Here is a 22,554-nt window from a genome sequence, read left to right as displayed (position 1 = left end):
TGGGAGCGGGCAGGCCCGCGAAGAAACCGGCGCCGATTCAGCGGTTGGACGCCAACTCCGCCATCCGCTGCAACACCGCATGCAGCCCATTGCTGCGCGACGGCGACAGTTGGCGTTCCAGCCCGAGCTGGGTAAACCACTCGCGCAGATCAATCCCGGCCAGCTCCTCACTGGCCAGTCCCTGCACCCGCACCAGCAACAGCGCCAGCAGCCCACGCAACAAGCGGGCATCGCTGCTGGCCTTGAACCGCCACACGCCCTCGATCTGCTCGGCCACCAGCCACACCAGGCTCTCGCAGCCATGCACCCGGTTGGCCTCGGTCTTTTCGGCATCAGCCAGCGGCTCCAGGCGGTCACCCCACTGCATCAGCAGCCGCGCACGCTGTTCCCAGCCTTTGCCCTGTTGAAACGCTTCCAGCGCTTGGTGCGCCTGTTCCGGCAGGCTCATCGCAACAGCTCCAGGCCTTGGTCCAGCGCGTCGAAGAAACGCTGCACGTCATCGCTGTCGTTGTACAAACCCAGCGATACCCGTATCGCGCCTTCCAGCCCCAGCCCCTTCAGCAGTGGCATGGCGCAGTGGTGACCGGCACGCACGGCAATGCCCTGTTCAGTCAGCAGGTGAGCGATATCGGCGTTGTGCACGCCCTCAATGACGAAACTGGCCAGGGCCGTCTGCGGTGCGCCCAACACCCGCACGCCCTCGCGGTCGCCCAGGCCACGCAGCAGGTGCTGGTGCAGGCTGGCTTCATGTGCTGCGACCGCATGGGCATCGAGGCTGGCCAGATAGTCCAGTGTCGCACCCAGGCCGATCACCCCGGCAATCGGCGGCGTACCCGCTTCGAAGCCCAGGGGCGCGGGACGGAAGCTGGCGCTGTGGTACTCGGCCAGCTGCACCATCTCGCCACCGAACTGCCAGTGGCGCAACAGCTCCAGGGCCTGGGCGCGGCCATAGAGCACGCCGACGCCGTCCGGACCGTACAGCTTGTGGCTGGAAAACACATAGAAGTCGCAGCCCAGTTGCTGCATGTCCTGGCGACCATGCACCACGCCCTGGGCACCATCGACCACCGTCAGCGCGCCTTGGGCGCGGGCATGGGCCAGCAGCGCTGGCAGCGGTTGCCAGGTACCCAGCACGTTGGACAGCTGGCTGATGGCGAGCACTCGGGTGCGCGGGCCGATCAGTTGCAGTGCCTGGTCCTGGTCGATACGACCATGGGCGTCCAGTGGCAGCACCACCAGGCGCAGGTTGCGCCGGTGCGCCAGCTGTTGCCAGGGCAGCAGGTTGGCATGATGCTCCAGGGCACTGACGGCAATTTCGTCACCGGCTTCGAGGCGGTGCTCCAGGCCATAGGCCAGCAGGTTCAGTGCCGAAGTGGCGCCGTGGGTGAACACGATCTGCCGCGAGTCTGCCGCATTGAGCCAGGCGGCGACCTTGTCGCGGCTGGTTTCGAAGGCCTGGGTCGCCAGCGCACCTGGCAAATGCTGGGCACGGTGCACGTTGGCCGCGCCATGGCCGTAGTAATGGCTCAGGGCATCGAGCAAGGCTTGCGGCTTCTGGGTGGTGGCGGCGCTGTCCAGATAGGTCTGGTGCTGCCGTTGCAGGGCGGCGATGGCGGGAAAGTCGGCACGCCAGGGAGAGGGCTGGAACATGTTTGCGAGGCCTGGAATGAAAATCGGGTCTGGTGCATTGGCGCCAGACCCGATCTTAACACCTCAAACCCCGCAGGGTTCTCAGTTGTGAGCGTGCAGCGCTTCGTTCAGCTCGATGGCCGACTTGTGGGTCTTGCACTCTACCGCGCCGTTCAGCGAGTTGCGGCGGAACAGCAGGTCGGTCTGGCCGGCCAGGTCGCGGGCCTTGACCACTTTGACCAGTTCGTTGTTCTCGTCCAGCAGGTTCACCTTGGTGCCTGCGGTGATGTACAGGCCGGCTTCGACGGTGTTGCGGTCGCCCAGCGGAATACCGATACCTGCGTTGGCGCCGATCAGGCAGCCCTCGCCGACTTTGATGACGATGTTGCCGCCACCGGACAGGGTGCCCATGGTCGAGCAGCCGCCGCCCAGGTCCGAGCCCTTGCCGACGAATACGCCAGCGGAAACGCGGCCTTCGATCATGCCCGGGCCTTCGGTACCCGCGTTAAAGTTGACGAAGCCTTCGTGCATGATGGTGGTGCCTTCGCCAATGTAGGCGCCCAGGCGCACACGGGCGGTGTCGGCGATGCGCACGCCGGCCGGGACCACGTAATCGGTCATTTTCGGGAACTTGTCCACCGAGAACACTTCCAGCAGCTCGCCCTTCAGGCGTGCTTCCAGTTGCAGCTCGGCCAGTTCGCCCAGGTCGACCGCGCCCTGGTTGGTCCAGGCCACGTTCGGCAGCAGCGGGAAGATGCCGGCCAGGCTTACGCCATGCGGCTTGACCAGGCGGTGCGACAGCAGGTGCAGCTTGAGGTAGGCCTCTGGGGTCGAGCTCAGTGCGGCGTCTTCGGCCAGCAGGGTGGCGACCAGCGGCTTGTGGCTCTCTGCCAGACGGGTCAGCAGGGCGGCCTGCGCGGCGTCCACGCCCTTCACGGCTTCGGCCAGTTGTGCGGCCTGGGCGTTGCTGAAGGCGATGGCCTGGTTGCCACCTTCGTAACCGAGAACAGGGGCGACTGCAGCAACCAGTTCGGCGCTCGGATTGAGCAGTGGTTGTGCGTAGAACACTTCCAGCCAGGCGCCCTGGCGGTTCTGGGAGCCGACACCAAAGGCCAGGCTGAACAGGGTATTGGACATGTGATTACCTCGTGCGAAATAGGGTAGGGGCTCAGGCCAGGGCAGCGGCGTACAGGTCGGGCTTGAAGCCAACCAGGGTACGCGCGCCAAGGTCGAGCACCGGGCGTTTGATCATCGACGGCTGGGCCAGCATCAGCTCGACGGCCTTGGCCTGGTCGAGGTCTGCCTTGCTGGCGTCGTCCAGCTTGCGGAAGGTGGTGCCGGCACGGTTGAGGATGACTTCCCAGCCGTGCTCGTCGCACCAGCGGTTCAGGCTGTCGCGGTCGATGCCTTGGGTTTTGTAATCGTGGAATTCGTAGGCGATGGCTTTGTCTTCGAGCCAGGTACGCGCCTTTTTCATGGTGTCACAGGCTTTGATGCCGTAGAGCGTGTAGGTCATTGTGTACATTGGGGTTACAAGTCGCCCCAATCTCTCCGTTTTTCGATGTCAGTCGCGCGATTATGCGGGAACGATCCTCGCGGCGCCACGCCCGTGGCGCCCCTGTTTATTGATCAGGATGTGTTCAAGCGACCAGACGCTGGACCGACCCGATGATCTCATCGCCGTGTTGCTGTTCGGCTGTGCGCAGATCGAAGGCCGTCTGCAGGTTGAGCCAGAACTCAGGAGTGGTGTCCAGGCAGATGGACAGGCGCAGTGCCATGTCGGCGGAAACACCGCCCCGTTCGCGCAGGATGTTGTTGACGGTTGGCGTTGCTACACCCAACGCCCTGGCCAGAGCCGCGGCGCTGAAGCCCATTTCCTTCTGGAACTCCTCCCGCAGGATTTCACCCGGATGGATTGGACGCATACCGTTCTTGAGCATGATGCACCTCAGTGGTAATCGACAATTTCAACGTTAACTGGCCCGTGTTCTGTCCAGGTGAAGCAAACCCGCCATTGGTCATTTACACGGATACTGTGTTGGCCGGCGCGGTTGCCGCTCAGTGACTCGAGGCGATTGCCAGGTGGCGACCTAAGGTCTCGCAACTCTGTTGCGGCATCGAGCATGGCCAGCTTGCGCTCCGCGACTGACTTGATATCTGACCAACGCCGTGTCTTTCCCGTTGTGAAGAGCGCTTCCGTGTCGGCACAGCTAAAGCTTCGAATCATGAGCCTGAATGCTTAACGTTATTCGTTAATGGCGATTATACGACGGGATCGCTGTAGTTCAAGTCTTCAATAACGGGGCACGCGACTCGCAAGCTCCGGTCGCATCTGCTGGGTATCATCATGTTACATATTCCCCCGTCACCTGCGACTATCGTGCAGCGGCCCCGAACCGTCGGTCGCCGCTAACATATTGTTCCAATGGCGATGTTTCGCCTTGCTATCGTTTCTGGTTCACAAAGGAAGCTTTCCCGGATGCAGTCCGCCTACACCGTTCTCATCCTGCTGACGCTGGTCAGCCTGTCGAAGCTGGTCGGCCGTGTGATCCCGCTGCCATTGCCGCTGGTACAGATTGCCGCCGGTGCCTTGCTGGCGTGGCCGACGCTGGGCCTGCATGTAGCCCTTGACCCCGAATTGTTCCTGTTCCTGTTCCTGCCTCCGCTGCTGTTCGCCGACGGCTGGCGCATCCCCAAGCGTGAGTTATGGCGCATTCGTGGCCCGGTAGTGGCGCTGGCCGTGGGGCTGGTGTTGTTCACCGTGGTCGGCGCCGGTTACTTCATCCACTGGTTGCTGCCGAGCATCCCGTTGCCGGTGGCCTTCGCCCTGGCCGCAGTGCTTTCGCCGACCGACGCCGTGGCCGTTTCGGCCATTGCCCAGGACCGCCTGCCCACTCCCCTGATGCACATGCTGCAGGGCGAGGCGCTGATGAACGATGCGTCGGGCCTGGTAACCTTCAAGTTCGCCTTGGCGGCGGCGATCACCGGAGTGTTTTCGTTGGCTGACGCCAGCTTCAGCTTTGTGTTGGTCGCACTGGGCGGCCTTGCGGTGGGTGTGGTACTGAGCTGGTTGATCGGTCGCCTGCGCATGTGGATGATCACCCGGGGCTGGGACGATCCAGCTACCCATGTGGTGTTCATGTTGCTGCTGCCGTTCGCAGCCTACGTGCTGGCCGAGCGCCTGGGCGTTTCGGGTATTCTCTCGGCGGTCGCGGCCGGCATGATGCAGAGCTGGCTCGACCTGCTGCCGCGTCAGACCAGTACCCGCCTGCTCAATCGTAGTGTCTGGTCGTTGCTGGAGTTTGCCTTCAATGGCCTGATCTTCCTGTTGTTGGGCTTGCAGTTGCCAGACATCATCAAGGCTGTGGTCAGCCACGAAGCGACCCTCTGGCCGACATTGGCCTACCGCTGCCTGGACGTGGTGGCGATCTTTGCCGCACTGATTCTGTTGCGGTTCATCTGGGTCCAGAGTATCTGGCGCTCGATCGGTGTGGTACGTCGCTGGCGCGGCAAGCCGGCACTGGTGCTGATGCCTACGGCGCGTTCCTGCTGGTTGCTGACCTTGGGTGGTGTGCGCGGCGCTGTCACCCTGGCGGGTGTCATGTCGATCCCGTTGCTGATAGGGGCTGATACAGCTTTCCCGGAGCGTGACCTGCTTATCTTCATTGCTGCAGGGGTAATTCTGCTGTCGTTGATCAGTGCCTGCCTTGCCCTGCCGCTGTTACTGCGAGGGGTGACCAAGAGCCCTGACGAGCGCTTGCACCAAGAGGTACAGGAAGCCTGGCGGCGCACAGCCGAGGCGGCGATTCATGCCTTGGAGGCAGAAGAGGTGATCGACAGCAACGCACCGCAGGATGCTGCGCAGGCAACCTTGGCGACCGAGCTGAAGGCGCGCTTGATGGCTGAATACCGGGATGAGCTGGAAAGCTACGACGACAGTGCCGAAGCCAAGGCCCTGGCCGCACAGATGGACTTGCTGGAGCGGCGTTTACGCTTGCGTGCCCTGAGGGCCCAGCGGCTGGAGCTGTACAACCTGCATCGTCAGCACCTGGTGGGCGATGAGGTGGTGCGGCAAGTACTGGGTGAGCTGGATATGAGTGAGGCGAACCTAGGTTCAGTCAAGTAGACCCTATCAAGGCCCTTCGCGGGCGCGCCCGCTCCCACAGGTACTGCGCTGCGCTTGAAATCAGCGCAGTACCTGTGGGAGCGGGCGTGCCCGCGAAGGGGTTGATTAGCGGTTTTGCAGGAAGGCGCGAATGCGCTCCGCCGCTTCGATGCATTCGGCCAGCGGTGCAACCAGTGCCATGCGCACGCGCCCGGCACCCGGGTTCACCCCATCCACTTCACGCGACAGGTACGACCCCGGTACCACGGTCACATGCTGGGCTTCGAACAGGCCGCGGGTGAACTCGGCATCGTCGCCCGGTACCTTGGCCCACAGGTAGAAACTGCCGTCCGGGCGCTGCACATCCAGTACCGGCTGCAGAATATCCAGCACGGCATCGTACTTGGCCCGGTATTGATCGCGGTTCTCGCGCACATGCGCCTCGTCCTGCCAGGCGGCGATGCTGGCCAGCTGGGTTTGCACCGGCATCGCGCAGCCGTGGTAGGTGCGGTACAGAAGAAACGGCTTGATGATCCGGGCATCGCCCGCGACGAAGCCCGAGCGCAGCCCAGGCAGGTTGGAGCGCTTGGACAGGCTGTGGAACACCACGCAGCGCGCAAAATCGCTACGGCCAAGCTCGGCGCATGCCGACAGCAGGCCTGGCGGAGGCGCATCCTCGTCGAAGTACAGCTCGCTGTAGCACTCGTCGGCGGCGATCACGAAGTCGTGTTCGTCAGCCAGGGCAATCAGCTTCTTCAGGGTGTTCATCGGCACCAGCGCGCCGGTAGGGTTGCCCGGCGAGCACAGGAACAGGATCTGGCAACGCTTCCACACCTCGGCCGGTACGGCGTCGAAGTCCGGGTTGAAACCGTTGTTTTCCAGGCAGGGCAGGTAGTGCGGGGTGGCGCCGGCCAGAAACGCTGCGCCTTCGTAGATCTGGTAGAACGGGTTGGGGCTGATCACCAGGCCGTCATCGGCGCGGTTGACCACGGCCTGGGTGAAGGCGAACAGCGCTTCACGGGTGCCGTTGACCGGGAGGATGTGGCGGTCGGCGTCCAGCCAGCCGGCGGGCACGCCAAAGCGTCGTTCGCACCACTGGCCGATGGCCTGGCGCAGGGCTGGCAAACCGAGGGTGCTGGGGTAAACCGCCAGCTTGTCGAGGTTGTCGGCCATGGCCTGGGCGACGAACGCCGGCGATTCGTGCTTCGGCTCACCAATCGACAGAGCGATGGCGCGTTTGTCCGCCGCAGGCTTCACGCTGCCCAGCAGGGCGCGAAGCTTTTCGAACGGATAGGGCTGAAGCTGGGTCAAGGCATGGTTCATCGGCGCAAGGTCTCGTCAATCGTCTAATCGTTAAAAGGTCACGCGGGTCTGGCTGGTGTCGCTACCTTGGCCGGCCTGCAGTTGCTGCACGATGGCTTCCTGCAGGCGGCTGCACAGCTGCGGGTCTGACAGCGGCTGGTTGTCGGCATCGGTAATGAAGAACACGTCTTCTACCCGCTCGCCGAGGGTGGCGATCTTGGCGTTTTGCAGTGACAGGTCGAACTCCAGGAAGATCCGCCCCAGCCGGGCCAGCAGGCCCGGGCGGTCTGGTGCGGTGATTTCGAGGATGGTCACCGGCCGCTGGGCATCGTTGAGGATGGTCACTTGCGGCGGGAAGTCGAAGTGCTTGAGCTGCCGCGGTACCCGGCGCTGGATGATGGTCGGGTAGTCCTCGGGGTTGCGCAGCGCTTCGGTCAGGCCATCGCGAATCTGCTTGACCCGCTGCGGGTTGTCGCCGATCGAGCCACCGTCGTTGTCCAGCACAATGTAGGTGTCGAGGGTGAACTGGCTGCTCGACGTGATGATCCGTGCGTCGTGGATGTTCAGGTTCAACTGCGACATGGCCGCCACCGTCACGGCGAAGAAATCGTGCTGGTCGGGGGCATAGATGAAGATCTGCGTGCCGCCTTCGAACTCGCGCTGGGTGGTTTCCTTGATCAGCACCAGCGGCCCGCCATCGGCCGGTTGCTGCAGGATCGCATCCGTGTGCCAGGCGACGTCGGCGGCGGTGTGCTTGAGGAAATAGTCATCGCCCAGTTGCGCCCATAGCTGCTCGACGTCGTCCGGGTCGGTGCCCTCGCGCACCAGGATGTCCAGCGCTGACGACTGGGTCTGGCGAATCTGCTCTTCGCGGTCCAGCGGGTTTTCCAGGCCGCGGCGCAGGGCACGCTTGGTCTCGGTGTACAGCTGGCGCAGAAGGCTGGCCCGCCACGAGTTCCAAAGGCTCGGGTTGGTGGCGTTGATGTCGGCCACGGTCAGTACGTACAGGTAGTCAAGGCGCGTCTCGTCGCCCACGTGCAGGGCAAAGTCGTTGATCACCTGCGGGTCGGACAAGTCCTTGCGCTGAGCGGTGGTCGACATCACCAGGTGGTTCTGCACCAGCCAGACGATCAGGCGGCTGTCCCAGGCCGGCAACTGGTGCCGTTCGCAGAACTTCTGCGCGTCCACTGCACCGATTTCCGAGTGGTCGCCCTGGCGACCCTTGCCGATGTCGTGGTACAGCCCGGCCAGGTAGATCAGCTCGGGTTTGGGCAGGCGCCCCATGAGCTTGCTGGCCAGCGGGAATTTCTCGGACACCGGCGTGTATTGCAGCTTGCGCAGGTGCTTGATGAGGTTGAGGGTATGCGCGTCGACCGTATAGATGTGGAACAGGTCATGCTGCATCTGCCCGACGATCAGGCCGAACTCTGGCAGGTAACGGCCAAGAATGCCGTAGCGGTTCATCCGGCGCAGGTTGCGGTGGATGCCGATTTCGCACTTGAACAGCTCGATGAACAGGCTGGTATTGCGGATGTCGGTGCGGAACGTGTCGTCGATCAGGTGGCGGTGTTCGCGCAGCAGGCGCACGGTATCGGCACGCACGCCCTTGATCTCGGGGTGTTGGGCCATCAGCACGAAGATTTCCAGCATGGCGAATGGCGTGCGTTTGAACACGTTCGGGTGGGTGGCCTCGATATAGCCGTCATGCAGGCGGAACCGCGCATTCAGCGGCTGGGTGCTGCCACTTTCCTCATCGGCGAGGATAACCTCTTCGAAGTGCTGGATGATCAGGTCGCACAGCTGGCTGATGCTCATCACCACCCGGTAGTACTGCTGCATGAACTGTTCGATCGCCCGCTTGGGGTTTTCATCGCTGTAGCCCAGCAGCGTGGCGATGCTGCGCTGGTGGTCGAACAGCAGGCGGTCTTCGGCGCGTCCGGCCAGCATGTGCAGGGCGTAACGGACTTTCCAGAGGAAGTCCTGGGACGAAGCCAGCAGTTCATTCTCGCTTTCCAGCAAGAAGCCTTCGCCGGCCAGTGCGTGCAGGTTGAGCGTCCCGTACTGGCGGCGGGCCACCCACAGGACCGTCTGGATGTCACGCAGGCCACCTGGCGAACCCTTGACGTTGGGTTCGAGGTTGTACTCGGTGTCGTTGTACTTGTGGTGGCGGGCCTTGAGTTCGGCGCGCTTGGCCAGGAAGAACTCCTTGCTCGGCCACATGTGCGCGGTGCTGGTGACTTCCAGCATGCGCTGGCGCAAGGCCTCGGGACCGGCGATGGTGCGGCTTTCCATCAGGTTGGTGATCACCGTCAGGTCGGCGCGGGCCTGTTCGGCGCACTCGTCGACGGTGCGCACGCTCTGGCCGACTTCCAGGCCAATGTCCCACAGCAAGGTCAGAAAGCGCTCGATGGCGTCGCGGTACTGCTCGTGCTCGGCAGCGCCCAGCAGAATCAGCAGGTCGATGTCCGAGTGCGGGTGCAGTTCACCGCGCCCGTAGCCGCCCACCGCAACCAGGGCAATGCCGCTCTGGTCGCCCCAGTCGAACTGGTTCCACGCCTGTTGCAGGATATTGTCGACGAGCCAGGCGCGGGCCTCGATCAGCGGACGGATGTCGCTGCCGGCGCGAAAACGTTTGTCGAGCACCTCGCCGGCCAGGCGGATGGCTTTCTTGAAGGCGGCGATGGGGCTCGCCTTGAGGGCCAGTTCCGCCTGGAACTGGCCACGGTCGAACAGCTCGGGGTCCACCTGGGGCATCGCGTCACGTTCCTGTCGTGGGGTGGCCTGTCGGGGTGCGGTCAGGCCGAAGTGCGCGGGATGGTGTCGTCCTTGCGCAGGGTGAAGATCTCGTAGCCAGTGGCGGTCACCACCAAAGTGTGTTCCCACTGGGCCGAGAGCTTGCGGTCCTTGGTGATGGCGGTCCAGCCGTCGCCCAGCACCTTGGTGTCGGCCTTGCCCTGGTTGATCATCGGCTCGATGGTGAAGGTCATGCCTTCCTTCAGCTCCATGCCCGTGCCAGCGCGGCCATAGTGGAGGATCTGCGGCTCTTCGTGGAACACCTTGCCGATGCCATGACCGCAGAACTCGCGTACCACCGAGAAACCGTTCTTTTCCGCGTGCTTCTGGATCACTTCACCGATGTCGCCCAGGCGGCAGCCCGGCTTGACCAGCTCGATGGCCTTGTACATGCATTCCTGGGTGACCTTGGACAGGCGCTCGGCCCAGACCGGCACGTTACCGACGTGGAACATGCGGCTGGTGTCGCCGTGGTAGCCGTCCTTGATCACGGTGACGTCGATATTGAGCGTGTCACCGTCCTTGAGCGGCTTGTCGTTGGGGATGCCGTGGCAGACCACATGGTTGATCGAGGTGCAGATCGACTTCGGGTAGCCCTTGTAGTTGAGCGGTGCCGGGATGGCCTGCTGAACGTTGACGATATAATCGTGGCACAGGCGGTCGAGCTCTTCGGTGGTGACACCGGGCTTGACGTGTTCTTCGATCATTTCCAGCACTTCGGCGGCCAGGCGGCCAGCGATGCGCATCTTCTCGATGTCTTCTGCGGTCTTGATGGTGACGGTCATTACAGGCTCTCTACGGCGCCGTGCACGGCGCGAACAAACGGGAAAGGCCGGATTCTAGCAGAGCAGGGCGCCGATCGGTCGGGATAAAGGCGGTCATGCTGTTGTCTACAGCTCGCATTCTGGCGCGAAAGCCGGGGTGCTGCAAAAAGTGCTGACAGACGCAACAGTATCCGGGTTCCGTTCGCTCGCGGTCTGTGGTATAAAATGCGCCGCTTTCGGGGACGACCCCGTCAGCACTTAACCCACACACGTGTCGACACGATGACCTGGGTGCCCCGAGTTGCAGAATTCGCGGGTTGGTCATTGGGATACGTGGAGGCCCAACCCGACTTATCAAGGAACTATCATGTCCCAAGTCAACATGCGCGATATGCTGAAGGCCGGTGTGCACTTCGGCCACCAGACCCGTTACTGGAACCCGAAAATGGGCAAGTACATTTTCGGCGCGCGTAACAAGATCCACATCGTCAACCTGGAAAAAACCCTGCCAATGTTCAACGACGCTCTGTCGTTCGTAGAGCGCCTGGCCCAGGGCAAGAACAAGATCCTGTTCGTCGGCACCAAGCGTTCCGCCGGCAAGATCGTCGCCGAGCAAGCCGCTCGTTGCGGTTCGCCGTACGTTGACCACCGTTGGTTGGGCGGCATGCTGACCAACTACAAGACCATCCGCGCTTCGATCAAGCGTCTGCGCGACCTGGAAACCCAGGCCGAAGACGGCACTTTCGCCAAGCTGACCAAGAAAGAAGCCCTGATGCGCTCCCGCGACCTGGAAAAACTGGATCGCAGCCTGGGTGGCATCAAGGACATGGGCGGTCTGCCAGACGCTCTGTTCGTTATCGACGTTGATCACGAGCGCATCGCGATCACCGAAGCCAACAAACTGGGTATCCCGGTCATCGGCGTTGTCGATACCAACAGCAGCCCGGAAGGTGTTGACTACATCATCCCAGGTAACGATGACGCCATTCGCGCTATCGAGCTGTACATGACTTCGATGGCTGACGCAGTCATCCGCGGCCGCAACAACGTTGCCGGCGGCACCGAAGTTTACGCTGAAGAAGCGGCTGCACCTGCTGCTGAGTAATAGGCGCTAGCGTCTACTTGGCACGCAAAAAGGGGGCTTTGCCCCCTTTTTGCCACCTTGAAATCCTGCTGTCAGCATCGGCCCCGCATCATGGGCCTGCTGAAATGAAAACAGCGGATTAGCAGAATTGAACGCCCGTGATTGACGGGTGGAATGGTTGAAAAACTTTCCAAGAGGATTTTGAAATGGCAGCAATTACTGCAGCGCTGGTAAAAGAACTGCGCGAGCGTACCGGCGAAGGCATGATGGATTGCAAAAAGGCCCTGGAAAAGGCCGGCGGCGACATCGAGAAAGCCATTGACGACATGCGTGCCTCGGGCGCCATCAAGGCCGCCAAGAAGGCTGGCAATGTCGCTGCTGAAGGCGCTATCGCCGTCAAGACCGACGGTACTTCCGCCGTCCTGCTGGAAGTGAACTCGCAGACCGACTTCCTGGCCCTGCAAGACGACTTCAAGAACTTCGTGGCCGAAAGCCTCGAAGAAGCCTTCGCCCAGAAGCTGACCGACGCCGCTCCGCTGATCGCCTCGCGTGAAGCTGCTCGTGAAGCCCTGGTTGCCAAGTGCGGCGAGAACGTCAACATCCGTCGCCTGGTGCGCGTTGAGGGTGACGTTGTCGGTGCCTACCTGCACGGCAACAAGATCGGCGCTGTGGTCGTTCTGAAAGGCGGTGACGTGGAGCTGGCGAAGAACATCGCCATGCACGTTGCAGCTTCGAACCCTGAGTTTCTGGATTCGTCGGAAATCTCCGCCGAGGCCATCGAGCGCGAGAAGAATGTCTTCCTGCAGCTGAACGCCGACAAGATCGCCGGCAAGCCGGAAAACATCGTTGAGAACATGATCAACGGTCGTATCACCAAGTTCAAGGCCGAAGCCTCGCTGAAAGAGCAAGCCTTCGTCATGAACCCGGAAATCAAGGTTGGCGAGCTGGCCAAGAAAGCCGGTGCTGAAATCGTTTCCTTCACCTACTTCAAAGTAGGCGAAGGCATCGAGAAGCCAGTCGACGACTTCGCTGCTGAAGTTGCCGCTCAGGTCGCTGCTGCCAAGCAGTAAGACAGCCCCGTCTGTCGCCCCAAAGAGGCTGCCCGCTCACGCGCGCAGCCTCTTTGTCAAAACGGGGAGGGGTTTATACGACTCCCTCTTCGCTGGCACCGAAGCGGTGCCACGCTACAGTTAGCAGGCTGCAAACAGCCCGCACGAATTTTCTAAAAGTACGCCGCAGGAGAGACTCGCAATGGCTCAGCAGGTGAGTGGTCGCCAACCTCGCTATAAACGCATTTTGCTCAAACTTAGCGGCGAGGCCCTGATGGGCTCGGAAGACTTCGGGATCGACCCGAAAGTGCTGGATCGCATGGCGCTTGAAGTTGGCCAGCTGGTAGGGATCGGTGTCCAGGTCGGCCTGGTGATCGGTGGTGGCAACCTGTTCCGCGGCGCCGCGCTCAGCGCAGCCGGCATGGACCGCGTCACAGGTGACCACATGGGGATGCTGGCTACCGTGATGAACGGCCTGGCCATGCGCGATGCGCTGGAGCGCTCGAACATCCCGGCCCTGGTCATGTCGGCCATTTCCATGGTGGGTGTCACCGATCATTACGATCGCCGCAAAGCTATTCGTCACCTCAACTCCGGGGATGTGGTAATTTTCTCCGCCGGTACCGGCAACCCGTTCTTCACCACCGACTCCGCGGCCTGCCTGCGCGCCATCGAAATCGATGCTGACGTGGTGCTGAAGGCGACCAAGGTCGATGGCGTGTACACTGCCGATCCATTCAAGGACCCGCATGCCGAGAAATTCGATCACCTGACCTACGATGAGGTTCTGGATCGCAAGCTGGGTGTGATGGACCTGACCGCAATCTGCCTGTGCCGTGACCACAAGATGCCATTGCGGGTATTCAACATGAACAAGCCTGGCGCCCTGCTGAACATCGTGGTGGGTGGCGCTGAAGGCACACTGATCGAGGAAGGCCAAGCATGATCAACGACATCAAGAAAGACGCGCAGGAGCGCATGGGCAAGTCCATCGAAGCCCTGTCCCGCAACCTGGCTGCAATCCGCACCGGTCGCGCTCACCCAAGCATCCTGGACAGCGTCAAGGTTACCGCCTGGGGTAGCGAAATGCCGCTGAACCAGGTCGCCGCGATCACCGTCGAAGATGCCCGCACCCTGAAGATCGTCGCTCACGACAAGAACCTCAGCGCTGCCATCGAAAAGGCCATCCTCACCTCCGATCTGGGCCTTAACCCGTCCAGCGCCGGTACCACCATCCGTGTGCCGATGCCGGCCCTGACCGAGGAAACCCGCAAGGGCTACACCAAGCAGGCCAGCGGTGTTGCCGAGGATGCCAAGGTAGCCGTGCGCAACGTGCGCCGCGACGCCCTGGCTGACCTGAAAAAGCTGACCAAGGACAAGGAAATCAGCGAAGACGAAGAGCGTCGCGCCGCGGACGAGATCCAGAAGCTGACCGACAAGTTCGTCGCCGAAGTGGATGCTGCCTTCAAAGCCAAGGAAAAGGACCTGATGGCCGTCTAAGGCCGGGGTTTTTTAATGGAAAAGACCAAGCCAGCGGCGCCGTCCTCGGTGCCGCGTCATGTCGCGATCATCATGGATGGCAACAACCGCTGGGCGAAAAAACGCCTGCTGCCCGGCGTAGCCGGGCACAAGGCGGGTGTGGATGCCGTTCGCGCGGTCATCGAAGTCTGTGCCAAGTCCGGGGTCGAGGTACTGACCCTGTTCGCCTTCTCCAGCGAGAACTGGCAGCGCCCTGCCGAAGAGGTCGGTGCGCTGATGGAGCTGTTCTTCTCGGCGCTGCGCCGTGAGGCCAAGCGCCTTGACGAGAACAACATCAGCCTGCGCATCATCGGCGACCGTTCGCGTTTCCATCCTGAGCTGCAGGCCGCCATGCGCGAGGCCGAGGCAGTGACCGCTGGCAACAACCGTTTCATTCTGCAGATAGCAGCCAACTACGGTGGTCAGTGGGACATCGCCCAGGCTGCCCAGCGGCTGGCGCGGGAAGTGCAAGCCGGGCACCTGCGCCCGGAAGACATCACCCCGGGTCTGCTGCAGACCTGCCTGGCAACCGGCGACCTGCCGTTACCGGACCTGTGCATTCGCACCGGTGGCGAGCACCGCATCAGCAATTTCCTGTTGTGGCAGCTGGCCTATGCCGAGTTGTACTTCTCCGACCTCTACTGGCCGGACTTCAAACACGAGGCCATGCGCAATGCCCTGGCCGATTTCGCTTCGCGCCAGCGCCGCTTCGGTAAGACCAGCGAGCAGGTCGAGGCTGGAGCTCGTGCTTAATGCTTAAACAACGCATCATTACTGCGCTGATCCTGCTGCCGGTCGCGCTGGGTGGTTTCTTCCTGCTCAATGGCGGGGATTTCGCCCTGTTCATCGGCTTCGTAGTGACCCTCGGTGCCTGGGAGTGGGCGCGCCTTGCAGGGCTGATGGCCCAGCCGCTGCGCATTGCCTATGCAGCGGTGGTCGCGGGGGCGCTGATGCTGCTGTACATCCTTCCGGAACTGGCGCCCTGGGTGCTGGGCGCTGCCGTGATCTGGTGGGGGCTGGCCACCTGGCTGGTGCTTACCTACCCGCGCAGCAGCGACCTGTGGGCCAGTGCTGCCTGTCGGTTGTTGATCGGCCTGCTGGTGTTGCTACCGGCCTGGCAAGGGCTGGTGCTGCTCAAGCACTGGCCCTTGGGAAACTGGCTGATCCTGTCGGTCATGGTGCTGGTGTGGGCCGCCGACATCGGTGCGTACTTCTCTGGCCGGGCATTCGGCAAGCGCAAGCTGGCTCCGCAGGTCAGCCCGGGCAAGAGTTGGGAAGGCGTGTACGGTGGCCTGGCGATCAGCCTGTTGATTACCCTGGGTGTCGGCATCAGTCGCGACTGGGGCTTTGGTCAGATCCTGCTGGGCCTGTTGGGCGCTGCGTTGCTGGTGATGTCCTCGGTGGTCGGTGACCTGACCGAGAGCATGTTCAAGCGTCGCTCCGGTATCAAGGACAGCAGCAATCTGCTGCCTGGGCATGGGGGGGTGCTCGATCGCATTGACAGCCTGACTGCCGCAATCCCGGTCTTCGCCGTGCTGTTGTGGGCTGCCGAGTGGGGTGTGATGTGAGTCGCCCGCAACGTATTACCGTGCTCGGGGCCACCGGCTCCATTGGCCTGAGCACGCTGGATGTGATTGCGCGTCATCCTGACCGTTATCAAGCGTTCGCCCTCACTGGCTATTCGCGCATCGACGAGCTGTTGGCGCTATGCGTGCGTCATCGTCCGGCCTTCGCTGTGGTGCCGAGCACTGAGGCGGCGGTGAGGTTGCGTGCGAGTCTGGCTGCGGCCGGTTGCACCACCGAGGTGCTGGAAGGTGAGGCCGGGCTTTGCCAGGTGGCGTCGGCCGCTGAAGTGGATGCAGTGATGGCAGCCATTGTCGGTGCTGCCGGCCTGCGCCCCACGCTGGCGGCGGTCGAGGCAGGCAAGAAGGTGTTGCTGGCCAACAAGGAAGCACTTGTGATGTCCGGCGCACTGTTCATGGAGGCGGTGCGGCAAAAGGGTGCCGTGCTGCTGCCGATCGACAGCGAACACAACGCTATCTTCCAGTGCATGCCAGGCGACTACGCCCGTGGCCTGAGTGCCGTCGGTGTGCGCCGGATCCTGCTTACCGCGTCCGGCGGGCCGTTCCGCGAAACGCCGGTCGAGGCGCTGCTGGACGTGACTCCGGAGCAAGCCTGTGCGCACCCCAACTGGTCCATGGGGCGCAAGATCTCCGTGGATTCGGCCAGCATGATGAACAAAGGCCTCGAGTTGATCGAAGCCTGCTGGTTGTTCGATGCCGTGCCGTCCAAGGTTGAGGTGGTGGTGCACCCGCAGAGCGTGATCCACTCGCTGGTCGACTACGTGGACGGTTCGGTACTCGCGCAGTTGGGCAACCCGGACATGCGTACGCCAATCGCCAACGCGTTGGCTTGGCCGGAACGGATCGATTCCGGGGTTGCCCCTCTGGACCTGTTCGCCATCGCCCGTCTGGATTTCCAGGCGCCCGACGAACAACGCTTCCCTTGCCTGCGCCTTGCGCGGCAGGCTGCCGAGGCCGGCAACAGCGCGCCTGCCGTGCTCAATGCGGCCAACGAAGTCGCGGTCCAGGCATTTCTTGAACGGCGCATCCGCTTCCCGGAGATCGCGGGTATGATCGAACAGGTACTCGACCAGGAACCCGTCGTACCGCTGCCGTCGCTGGATGCGGTATTTGCCGCCGATCAGCGTGCCCGGGAGCTTTCCCGTGAGTGGCTGAGGCGTCACGGCCGCTGATGCAGGCCCGCCAAGGTTCGTGAGGGGGCTGGGCAGGATGCCGGCCCGCTGAACATCATTCGGAGATGGACATGACAGCGCTCTACATGATTATCGGCACCCTCGTGGCTTTGGGTGTGCTGGTCACTTTCCACGAATTCGGTCACTTCTGGGTGGCGCGCCGCTGCGGCGTCAAGGTGCTGCGTTTCTCGGTGGGGTTCGGCACGCCGCTGCTGCGGTGGCATGACCGCCACGGCACCGAGTTCGTTGTTGCGGCCATTCCTCTGGGTGGCTACGTCAAGATGCTCGACGAGCGCGAAGGCGATGTGCCGCCAGCGCTGGCCGGGCAGTCGTTCAACCGCAAGTCGGTGCGCCAGCGTATTGCGATTGTCGCGGCAGGCCCGATCGCCAATTTTCTGCTGGCTATCCTGTTTTTCTGGGTGCTGGCGATGCTGGGTACCCAGCAAGTCCGCCCGGTTATCGGCGCGGTCGACAGTGGCAGCCTGGCAGCATCTGCAGGGCTGACCGCGGGTCAGGAAATTGTTTCTGTAGATGGCAAGCCGACCAACGGTTGGTCGGCGGTCAATTTGCAGCTGGTTCGTCGTCTGGGCGAGAGCGGTACCTTGCAGATTGGCGTGCGCGATGAGGGCGCCAGCGCCGAGCGCCAGCTGCAGGTCAAGCTGGACAGTTGGCTCAAGGGCGCCGACGAGCCGGACCCGATTCAATCCCTGGGGCTGCGCCCTTGGCGACCGGCGATCACACCTGTGCTGGCCGAGATCGATCCGAAGGGGCCGGCTGCCGCTGCGGGCCTGAAAACCGGTGACAAGCTGCTGGCTCTGGACGATGTGGCAGTGACTGAATGGCAGCAGGTTGTCGACCGCGTGCGCGCCCGCCCGGATGCCAAGGTCGTGGTGCGAGTGGAGCGCGATGGCGCTGCCCTGGAGCTGCCGGTGACCTTGGCCCGCAAGGGGGAGGGCAAGGCCGTCGGTGGCTATCTTGGCGCTGGCGTCAAAGGTGGCGAATGGCCTGCCAACATGCTCCGCGAAATCAGCTACGGCCCGCTGGATGCGGTGGGTGAGAGCTTGTCGCGTACCTGGAGCATGAGCGTCCTGACCCTTGAATCGCTGAAGAAAATGCTGTTCGGGGAGCTCTCGGTAAAAAACTTGAGTGGACCGATAACCATTGCTAAAGTGGCGGGCGCTTCAGCCCAGTCCGGCGTGGGGGATTTCCTGAATTTCCTGGCCTACCTGAGCATAAGCCTGGGGGTTCTTAACCTGCTGCCCATTCCAGTACTGGACGGGGGGCATTTGCTGTTTTACCTGGTCGAGTGGGCGCGCGGTCGTCCGCTGTCGGATCGGGTGCAAGGTTGGGGGGTTCAGATCGGTATCAGTTTGGTCATAGGGGTGATGTTGCTCGCCCTGATCAACGATCTGGGTCGACTATAAAGCTTCGCTCAATTGCGAACCTGCCGTTCTGTGACGGCAGGTTGTTTATTGCCAGTTGGAATAAAAGGACTTCATGAAACGTCTGCTGCTAACTGCGGTCATGTCCGCACTGATGATCGCTGAAGTTCACGCCGAGTCCTTCACCATCTCCGATATTCGCGTCAACGGCCTGCAGCGGGTTTCCGCTGGCAGTGTGTTCGGTGCCTTGCCGCTGAACGTCGGCGACCAGGCTGACGACCGCCGCCTGGTGGACTCGACTCGTTCCCTGTTCAAGACCGGGTTCTTCCAGGACATCCAGTTGAGCCGCGATGGCAATGTGCTGATCATCAACGTGGTCGAGCGTCCGTCGGTGTCGAGCATCGAGATTGAAGGCAACAAGGCGATCAGCACCGAAGACCTGATGAAGGGCCTGAAGCAATCGGGCCTGGCCGAAGGCGAGATCTTCCAGCGTGCCACCCTCGAAGGTGTGCGTAACGAGCTGCAGCGCCAGTACGTGGCCCAGGGGCGCTACTCGGCCGAGGTCGACGCCGAAGTGGTGCCGCAGCCGCGCAACCGTGTGGCCCTGAAGATCAAGATCAACGAAGGCACCGTCGCCGCCATCCAGCACATCAACATCGTTGGCAACAACGTATTCGATGACGAGACCCTGGGGCAGCTGTTCGAGCTGAAGACCACCAACTGGCTGTCGTTCTTCAAGAACGACGACAAGTACGCCCGTGAAAAACTCTCCGGTGACCTGGAGCGCCTGCGTTCCTACTACCTGGACCGCGGCTACATCAACATGGACATCGCCTCCACCCAGGTGTCCATCACGCCGGACAAGAAGCACGTCTACATCACCGTCAACATCAACGAAGGCGAGAAATACACCGTTCGCGACGTGAAGCTGTCCGGTGACCTCAAGGTGCCGGAAGACCAGGTCAAGTCGCTGCTGCTGGTGCAGCCGGGGCAGGTATTCTCGCGCAAGGTGATGACCACCACGTCCGAGCTGATCACCCGTCGCCTGGGTAACGAAGGCTACACCTTCGCCAACGTCAACGGCGTGCCGCAACCCAACGACCAGGACCACACGGTCGACATCATGTTCGTGGTCGACCCGGGCAAGCGTGCCTACGTCAACCGCATCAACTACCGCGGCAACACCAAGACCGAAGACGAAGTGCTGCGTCGCGAAATGCGCCAGATGGAAGGCGGCTGGGCGTCGACCTACCTGATCGACCAGTCCAAGACCCGTCTTGAGCGCCTGGGCTTCTTCAAGGAAGTCAACGTCGAGACCCCGCAGGTGCCTGGCACCGACGACCAGGTCGACGTCAACTACAGCGTCGAAGAGCAGGCCTCCGGCTCGATCACCGCCAGCGTCGGTTTCGCCCAGAGCGCCGGCCTGATCCTGGGTGGTTCGATCAGCCAGAGCAACTTCCTCGGTACCGGTAACAAAGTATCCATCGGCCTGACCCGTTCGGAATACCAGACCCGTTACAACTTCGGTTTCGTTGATCCCTACTTCACCGCCGATGGCGTCAGCCTGGGCTACAACGCCTTCTACCGCAGCACCGATTACGACGACCTCGACGTCGACGTTGCCAGCTATGCGGTGGACAGCTACGGTGCCGGCGTCAGCCTGGGCTACCCGATCAGCGAAACCTCGCGCCTGACCTACGGCCTGAGCGTGCAGCAGGACAAGATCAAGACCGGCAAATACACCGTTGACGAGATCTTCGACTTCCTCGAGGAGGAAGGTGACAACTTCCTGAACTTCAAGGCCTCGATCGGCTGGTCCGAGTCGACCCTGAACAAAGGCGTACTGGCCACCCGTGGTCACTCGCAAAGCCTGACCCTGGAGTCCACCGTTCCGGGCAGCGACCTGTCGTTCTTCAAGCTTGACTACCGTGGCCAGCTGTTCAAGCCGATCACCAGCGACTACACCCTGCGCCTGCATACCGAGCTGGGCTATGGTGATGGTTACGGCAGCACCTCCGGCCTGCCGTTCTACGAGAACTATTTCGCGGGTGGTTTCAACTCCGTCCGTGGCTTCAAGGACAGCAGCCTGGGCCCGCGCAGTACCCCGAGCATCGGCGAGGCCGCAGGTGGCAAGCCAGGCACCATCGCCGACCCGGATCAGGATCCGTTGCCGTTTGGTGGTAACGTGCTGGTGCAAGGCGGTGCCGAACTGCTGTTCCCGCTGCCGTTCGTCAAGGATCAGCGTTCACTGCGCACCTCTGTGTTCTGGGACGTGGGTAACGTGTTCGACACCAATTGCGGCAACAAACCTGATTGCGAGAAGGTCGGGTTCTCGGGCATGGCCAGTTCGGTCGGCCTGGGCGTGACCTGGATTACCGCACTGGGCCCGCTGAGCTTCAGCCTGGCAATGCCGGTCAAGAAGCCGGACGATGCCGATACCCAGGTGTTCCAATTCTCTCTGGGCCAGACCTTCTAAGGTCGGCCCTTGCTTAATGACAACGGTTTATCCAGGAGTGCATCGTGCGTAAATTGGCTCAATTGGCCGTAGTGGCCGCGGCGCTGGTCGCCACCCCGGCTTTCGCCGAAATGAAGGTTGCCGTCCTGAACTACCAGATGGCCCTGCTCGAGTCGGATGCCGCCAAGAAGTATGCGGTTGATGCCGAGAAGAAATTCGGTCCGCAACTGACCAAGCTGAAAAGCCTGGAAAGCAGTGCCAAGGGCATCCAGGACCGCCTGATCAAGGGCGGCGACAAGATGCAGCAGCAGGAGCGTGAGCGCCTGGAGCTCGAGTTCAAGCAAAAGGCCCGCGATTTCCAGTTCCAGTCCAAGGAACTGAACGAAGCCAAGGCCGTTGCTGATCGCGACATGCTCAAGCAACTGAAGCCGAAGCTGGATGGTGCTGTCGAGGAAGTGATCAAGAAGGGCGGCTACGACCTGGTCCTCGAGCGTGGTGCGGTCATCGATGTCAAACCTCAGTACGACATCACCCGCCAAGTCATCGAGCGCATGAACCAAGCCCGTTGATATGAGTGTGACCATGACGCTAGGCCAGCTGGCCGAGGTGCTCGGAGCTACCCTCAAGGGGCCCGAGGCGCTGCAGATTACCGGGTTGGCCACCTTGCAGGAGGCTGGCCCGACGCAGTTGAGCTTCCTCGCCAACCCGCAGTACCGCAAGTACCTGGATAACAGCCAGGCCGGCGCGGTGCTGCTCAAGGCTGCGGATGCCGAAAGCTTTGCCGGCAATACCCTGATCGTGGCGGACCCGTACCTGGCTTACGCGCGGATTTCCCACCTGTTCGATCCCAAACCCAAGGCTGAGGCGGGAATACATCCCAGCGCCGTGGTGGCGGAAGATGCCCAGGTGGACGCCAGCGCCAGCATCGGGCCGTTCGCGGTCATCGAAAGTGGTGCGCGCATCGGCGCCAACGTCAGCATCGGCGCACACTGCTTCATCGGTGCCCGCAGTGTGGTCGGTGAAGGTGGTTGGCTGGCACCGCGGGTCACGCTGTATCACGACGTGACCATCGGTAAGCGTGTGGTCATCCAGTCGGGTGCCGTGATCGGCGGCGAGGGCTTCGGCTTTGCCAACGAGAAGGGCGTCTGGCGCAAGATTGCGCAGATCGGCGGTGTCACCATTGGTGATGACGTGGAGATCGGCGTCAATACTGCTGTTGACCGTGGCGCGCTGTCCGACACCCGGATCGGCGACGGGGTCAAGCTGGATAACCAGATCCAGATCGCTCACAACGTGCAGATCGGTGATCACACTGCCATGGCCGCTTGCGTCGGAATCTCCGGCAGCACGCGCATCGGCAAGCACTGCATGCTGGCCGGGGGTGTGGGGCTGGTTGGGCACATCGATATTTGCGATAACGTTTTCGTTTCCGGAATGACCATGGTTACCCGTTCGATCACTGAACCGGGTTCTTATTCTTCCGGCACTGCCATGCAGCCGCTGGCTGACTGGCGCAAGAGCGCCGCGCGTATCCGCCACCTGGACGACATGGCCAAGCGTCTCCAGCAGCTGGAAAAACGCGTCGATACCGTGACCTCAGGTGGCCTGCCGACATCAGAAGGCTGATACCATTCCCTGAGCAAGAGTGAACAGTCGCTAGCTGGCTCCTCTTTGGATTGCAAAAGGAGCGTGTGGTCAGCACCTGCGCTCCCTATTCT

General features: G+C 62.2%; 21 protein-coding genes. 12 read left to right on the top strand and 9 right to left on the bottom strand.

Going from position 1 to position 22,554, the window contains the following annotated elements:
* Positions 1–37: 37 nt before the first annotated feature.
* From AC3RCM_RS21815 to graT, 6 genes are all read right to left on the bottom strand, one after another.
* Positions 38–448, bottom strand: coding sequence for a SufE family protein (locus tag AC3RCM_RS21815; RefSeq protein ID WP_003252266.1), 411 nt, complete (start codon positions 446–448; stop codon positions 38–40).
* A complete protein-coding gene (locus AC3RCM_RS21810) occupies positions 445–1,650 on the bottom strand; it encodes a cysteine desulfurase (RefSeq protein WP_064493149.1) in 1,206 nt (401 codons plus the stop codon). Before AC3RCM_RS21810 ends, AC3RCM_RS21815 begins: the two co-directional genes overlap by 4 nt.
* An 81-nt stretch (positions 1,651–1,731) precedes the next feature.
* Positions 1,732–2,766 (bottom strand): 2,3,4,5-tetrahydropyridine-2,6-dicarboxylate N-succinyltransferase, encoded by a 1,035-nt coding sequence (gene dapD / locus AC3RCM_RS21805; protein WP_019437665.1) that lies wholly within the window; start codon positions 2,764–2,766, stop codon positions 1,732–1,734.
* A gap of 31 nt (positions 2,767–2,797) precedes the next feature.
* Positions 2,798–3,145, bottom strand: a complete 348-nt coding sequence (locus tag AC3RCM_RS21800; protein ID WP_003252272.1) for an ArsC family reductase — start codon at positions 3,143–3,145, stop codon at positions 2,798–2,800.
* 124 nt (positions 3,146–3,269) lie between these two features.
* Positions 3,270–3,569, bottom strand: coding sequence for a type II toxin-antitoxin system antitoxin GraA (gene graA / locus AC3RCM_RS21795; protein WP_010952669.1), 300 nt, complete (start codon positions 3,567–3,569; stop codon positions 3,270–3,272).
* An 8-nt stretch (positions 3,570–3,577) separates the two neighbouring features.
* Positions 3,578–3,856, bottom strand: coding sequence for a type II toxin-antitoxin system toxin GraT (gene graT / locus AC3RCM_RS21790; RefSeq protein ID WP_080574895.1), 279 nt, complete (start codon positions 3,854–3,856; stop codon positions 3,578–3,580).
* A gap of 252 nt (positions 3,857–4,108) precedes the next feature.
* Between graT and AC3RCM_RS21785 the strand changes: the two genes are divergently transcribed.
* Positions 4,109–5,755 (top strand): Na+/H+ antiporter, encoded by a 1,647-nt coding sequence (locus tag AC3RCM_RS21785; RefSeq protein ID WP_064493150.1) that lies wholly within the window; start codon positions 4,109–4,111, stop codon positions 5,753–5,755.
* Positions 5,756–5,860: 105 nt separating this feature from the next.
* Here AC3RCM_RS21785 and dapC read toward each other — a convergent pair whose 3' ends face one another.
* From dapC to map, 3 genes are read right to left on the bottom strand one after another with little or no spacing between them, the layout of a single operon-like run.
* Positions 5,861–7,057, bottom strand: coding sequence for a succinyldiaminopimelate transaminase (gene dapC / locus AC3RCM_RS21780; RefSeq protein ID WP_064493151.1), 1,197 nt, complete (start codon positions 7,055–7,057; stop codon positions 5,861–5,863).
* 30 nt (positions 7,058–7,087) lie between these two features.
* Positions 7,088–9,790, bottom strand: a complete 2,703-nt coding sequence (locus AC3RCM_RS21775; protein WP_010952673.1) for a [protein-PII] uridylyltransferase — start codon at positions 9,788–9,790, stop codon at positions 7,088–7,090.
* A 41-nt stretch (positions 9,791–9,831) separates the two neighbouring features.
* Entirely contained in the window at positions 9,832–10,614 is a 783-nt protein-coding gene (gene map / locus AC3RCM_RS21770; protein ID WP_003252286.1) for a type I methionyl aminopeptidase, read from the bottom strand.
* Between the two features lie 346 nt (positions 10,615–10,960).
* On the opposite strand from map, the gene rpsB reads away from it, so the two are divergent.
* The 11 genes from rpsB (at position 10,961) to lpxD (ending at position 22,462) form a co-directional block, all read left to right on the top strand.
* Entirely contained in the window at positions 10,961–11,698 is a 738-nt protein-coding gene (gene rpsB, locus AC3RCM_RS21765) for a 30S ribosomal protein S2 (RefSeq protein WP_003252287.1), read from the top strand.
* Positions 11,699–11,883: 185 nt separating this feature from the next.
* Positions 11,884–12,747, top strand: a complete 864-nt coding sequence (tsf, locus tag AC3RCM_RS21760; protein WP_010952674.1) for a translation elongation factor Ts — start codon at positions 11,884–11,886, stop codon at positions 12,745–12,747.
* 181 nt (positions 12,748–12,928) lie between these two features.
* Complete coding sequence (gene pyrH / locus AC3RCM_RS21755; protein ID WP_003252294.1) at positions 12,929–13,672, top strand: UMP kinase; 744 nt, start codon at positions 12,929–12,931, stop codon at positions 13,670–13,672.
* Positions 13,669–14,226 carry a ribosome recycling factor gene (gene frr / locus AC3RCM_RS21750; protein ID WP_003252296.1) on the top strand — a complete coding sequence of 186 codons (558 nt, stop codon included), beginning with the start codon at positions 13,669–13,671 and terminating at the stop codon, positions 14,224–14,226. Before pyrH ends, frr begins: the two co-directional genes overlap by 4 nt.
* A gap of 15 nt (positions 14,227–14,241) precedes the next feature.
* Complete coding sequence (gene uppS, locus AC3RCM_RS21745) at positions 14,242–14,997, top strand: polyprenyl diphosphate synthase (protein ID WP_010952675.1); 756 nt, start codon at positions 14,242–14,244, stop codon at positions 14,995–14,997.
* Positions 14,997–15,812 (top strand): phosphatidate cytidylyltransferase, encoded by an 816-nt coding sequence (locus AC3RCM_RS21740; RefSeq protein WP_064493152.1) that lies wholly within the window; start codon positions 14,997–14,999, stop codon positions 15,810–15,812. Before uppS ends, AC3RCM_RS21740 begins: the two co-directional genes overlap by 1 nt.
* The gene (gene ispC / locus AC3RCM_RS21735) at positions 15,809–16,999 is read left to right on the top strand and encodes a 1-deoxy-D-xylulose-5-phosphate reductoisomerase (protein ID WP_049587431.1); all 1,191 of its coding nucleotides are present in this window, start codon (positions 15,809–15,811) and stop codon (positions 16,997–16,999) included. The genes AC3RCM_RS21740 and ispC overlap by 4 nt, the downstream gene beginning before the upstream one ends.
* A gap of 71 nt (positions 17,000–17,070) precedes the next feature.
* A complete protein-coding gene (rseP, locus tag AC3RCM_RS21730) occupies positions 17,071–18,423 on the top strand; it encodes an RIP metalloprotease RseP (RefSeq protein ID WP_492629134.1) in 1,353 nt (450 codons plus the stop codon).
* A 73-nt stretch (positions 18,424–18,496) separates the two neighbouring features.
* Positions 18,497–20,857, top strand: a complete 2,361-nt coding sequence (bamA, locus tag AC3RCM_RS21725; protein ID WP_010952679.1) for an outer membrane protein assembly factor BamA — start codon at positions 18,497–18,499, stop codon at positions 20,855–20,857.
* A 44-nt stretch (positions 20,858–20,901) separates the two neighbouring features.
* On the top strand, positions 20,902–21,405 hold the full coding sequence (locus AC3RCM_RS21720) for an OmpH/Skp family outer membrane protein (RefSeq protein WP_003252311.1): 504 nt from the start codon (positions 20,902–20,904) through the stop codon (positions 21,403–21,405).
* Between the two features lies 1 nt (position 21,406).
* Entirely contained in the window at positions 21,407–22,462 is a 1,056-nt protein-coding gene (gene lpxD, locus AC3RCM_RS21715) for a UDP-3-O-(3-hydroxymyristoyl)glucosamine N-acyltransferase (RefSeq protein ID WP_104887135.1), read from the top strand.
* The last annotated feature ends 92 nt before the right edge of the window (positions 22,463–22,554 follow it).

Source organism: Pseudomonas sp. GW823-FHT05G12 (assembly GCF_058795575.1).
The sequence above is the reverse complement of the archived record's forward strand: the minus strand, read 5'-3'. Positions and strand labels throughout refer to the sequence as shown.

Bases quoted from the DNA above. Each gene is read 5' to 3' on its own strand.
- pyrH (WP_003252294.1), top strand. From the start codon at position 12,929: ATGGCTCAGCAGGTGAGTGGTCGCCAACCTCGCTATAAACGCATTTTG.
- AC3RCM_RS21810 (WP_064493149.1), bottom strand. From the start codon at position 1,650: ATGTTCCAGCCCTCTCCCTGGCGTGCCGACTTTCCCGCCATCGCCGCC.
- rpsB (WP_003252287.1), top strand. From the start codon at position 10,961: ATGTCCCAAGTCAACATGCGCGATATGCTGAAGGCCGGTGTGCACTTC.
- graA (WP_010952669.1), bottom strand. From the start codon at position 3,569: ATGCTCAAGAACGGTATGCGTCCAATCCATCCGGGTGAAATCCTGCGG.
- uppS (WP_010952675.1), top strand. From the start codon at position 14,242: ATGGAAAAGACCAAGCCAGCGGCGCCGTCCTCGGTGCCGCGTCATGTC.
- AC3RCM_RS21775 (WP_010952673.1), bottom strand. From the start codon at position 9,790: ATGCCCCAGGTGGACCCCGAGCTGTTCGACCGTGGCCAGTTCCAGGCG.
- graT (WP_080574895.1), bottom strand. From the start codon at position 3,856: ATGATTCGAAGCTTTAGCTGTGCCGACACGGAAGCGCTCTTCACAACG.
- AC3RCM_RS21800 (WP_003252272.1), bottom strand. From the start codon at position 3,145: ATGACCTACACGCTCTACGGCATCAAAGCCTGTGACACCATGAAAAAG.
- dapC (WP_064493151.1), bottom strand. From the start codon at position 7,057: ATGAACCATGCCTTGACCCAGCTTCAGCCCTATCCGTTCGAAAAGCTT.
- map (WP_003252286.1), bottom strand. From the start codon at position 10,614: ATGACCGTCACCATCAAGACCGCAGAAGACATCGAGAAGATGCGCATC.
- rseP (WP_492629134.1), top strand. From the start codon at position 17,071: ATGACAGCGCTCTACATGATTATCGGCACCCTCGTGGCTTTGGGTGTG.
- lpxD (WP_104887135.1), top strand. From the start codon at position 21,407: ATGAGTGTGACCATGACGCTAGGCCAGCTGGCCGAGGTGCTCGGAGCT.
- bamA (WP_010952679.1), top strand. From the start codon at position 18,497: ATGAAACGTCTGCTGCTAACTGCGGTCATGTCCGCACTGATGATCGCT.
- frr (WP_003252296.1), top strand. From the start codon at position 13,669: ATGATCAACGACATCAAGAAAGACGCGCAGGAGCGCATGGGCAAGTCC.
- tsf (WP_010952674.1), top strand. From the start codon at position 11,884: ATGGCAGCAATTACTGCAGCGCTGGTAAAAGAACTGCGCGAGCGTACC.
- AC3RCM_RS21815 (WP_003252266.1), bottom strand. From the start codon at position 448: ATGAGCCTGCCGGAACAGGCGCACCAAGCGCTGGAAGCGTTTCAACAG.
- dapD (WP_019437665.1), bottom strand. From the start codon at position 2,766: ATGTCCAATACCCTGTTCAGCCTGGCCTTTGGTGTCGGCTCCCAGAAC.
- AC3RCM_RS21785 (WP_064493150.1), top strand. From the start codon at position 4,109: ATGCAGTCCGCCTACACCGTTCTCATCCTGCTGACGCTGGTCAGCCTG.
- AC3RCM_RS21740 (WP_064493152.1), top strand. From the start codon at position 14,997: ATGCTTAAACAACGCATCATTACTGCGCTGATCCTGCTGCCGGTCGCG.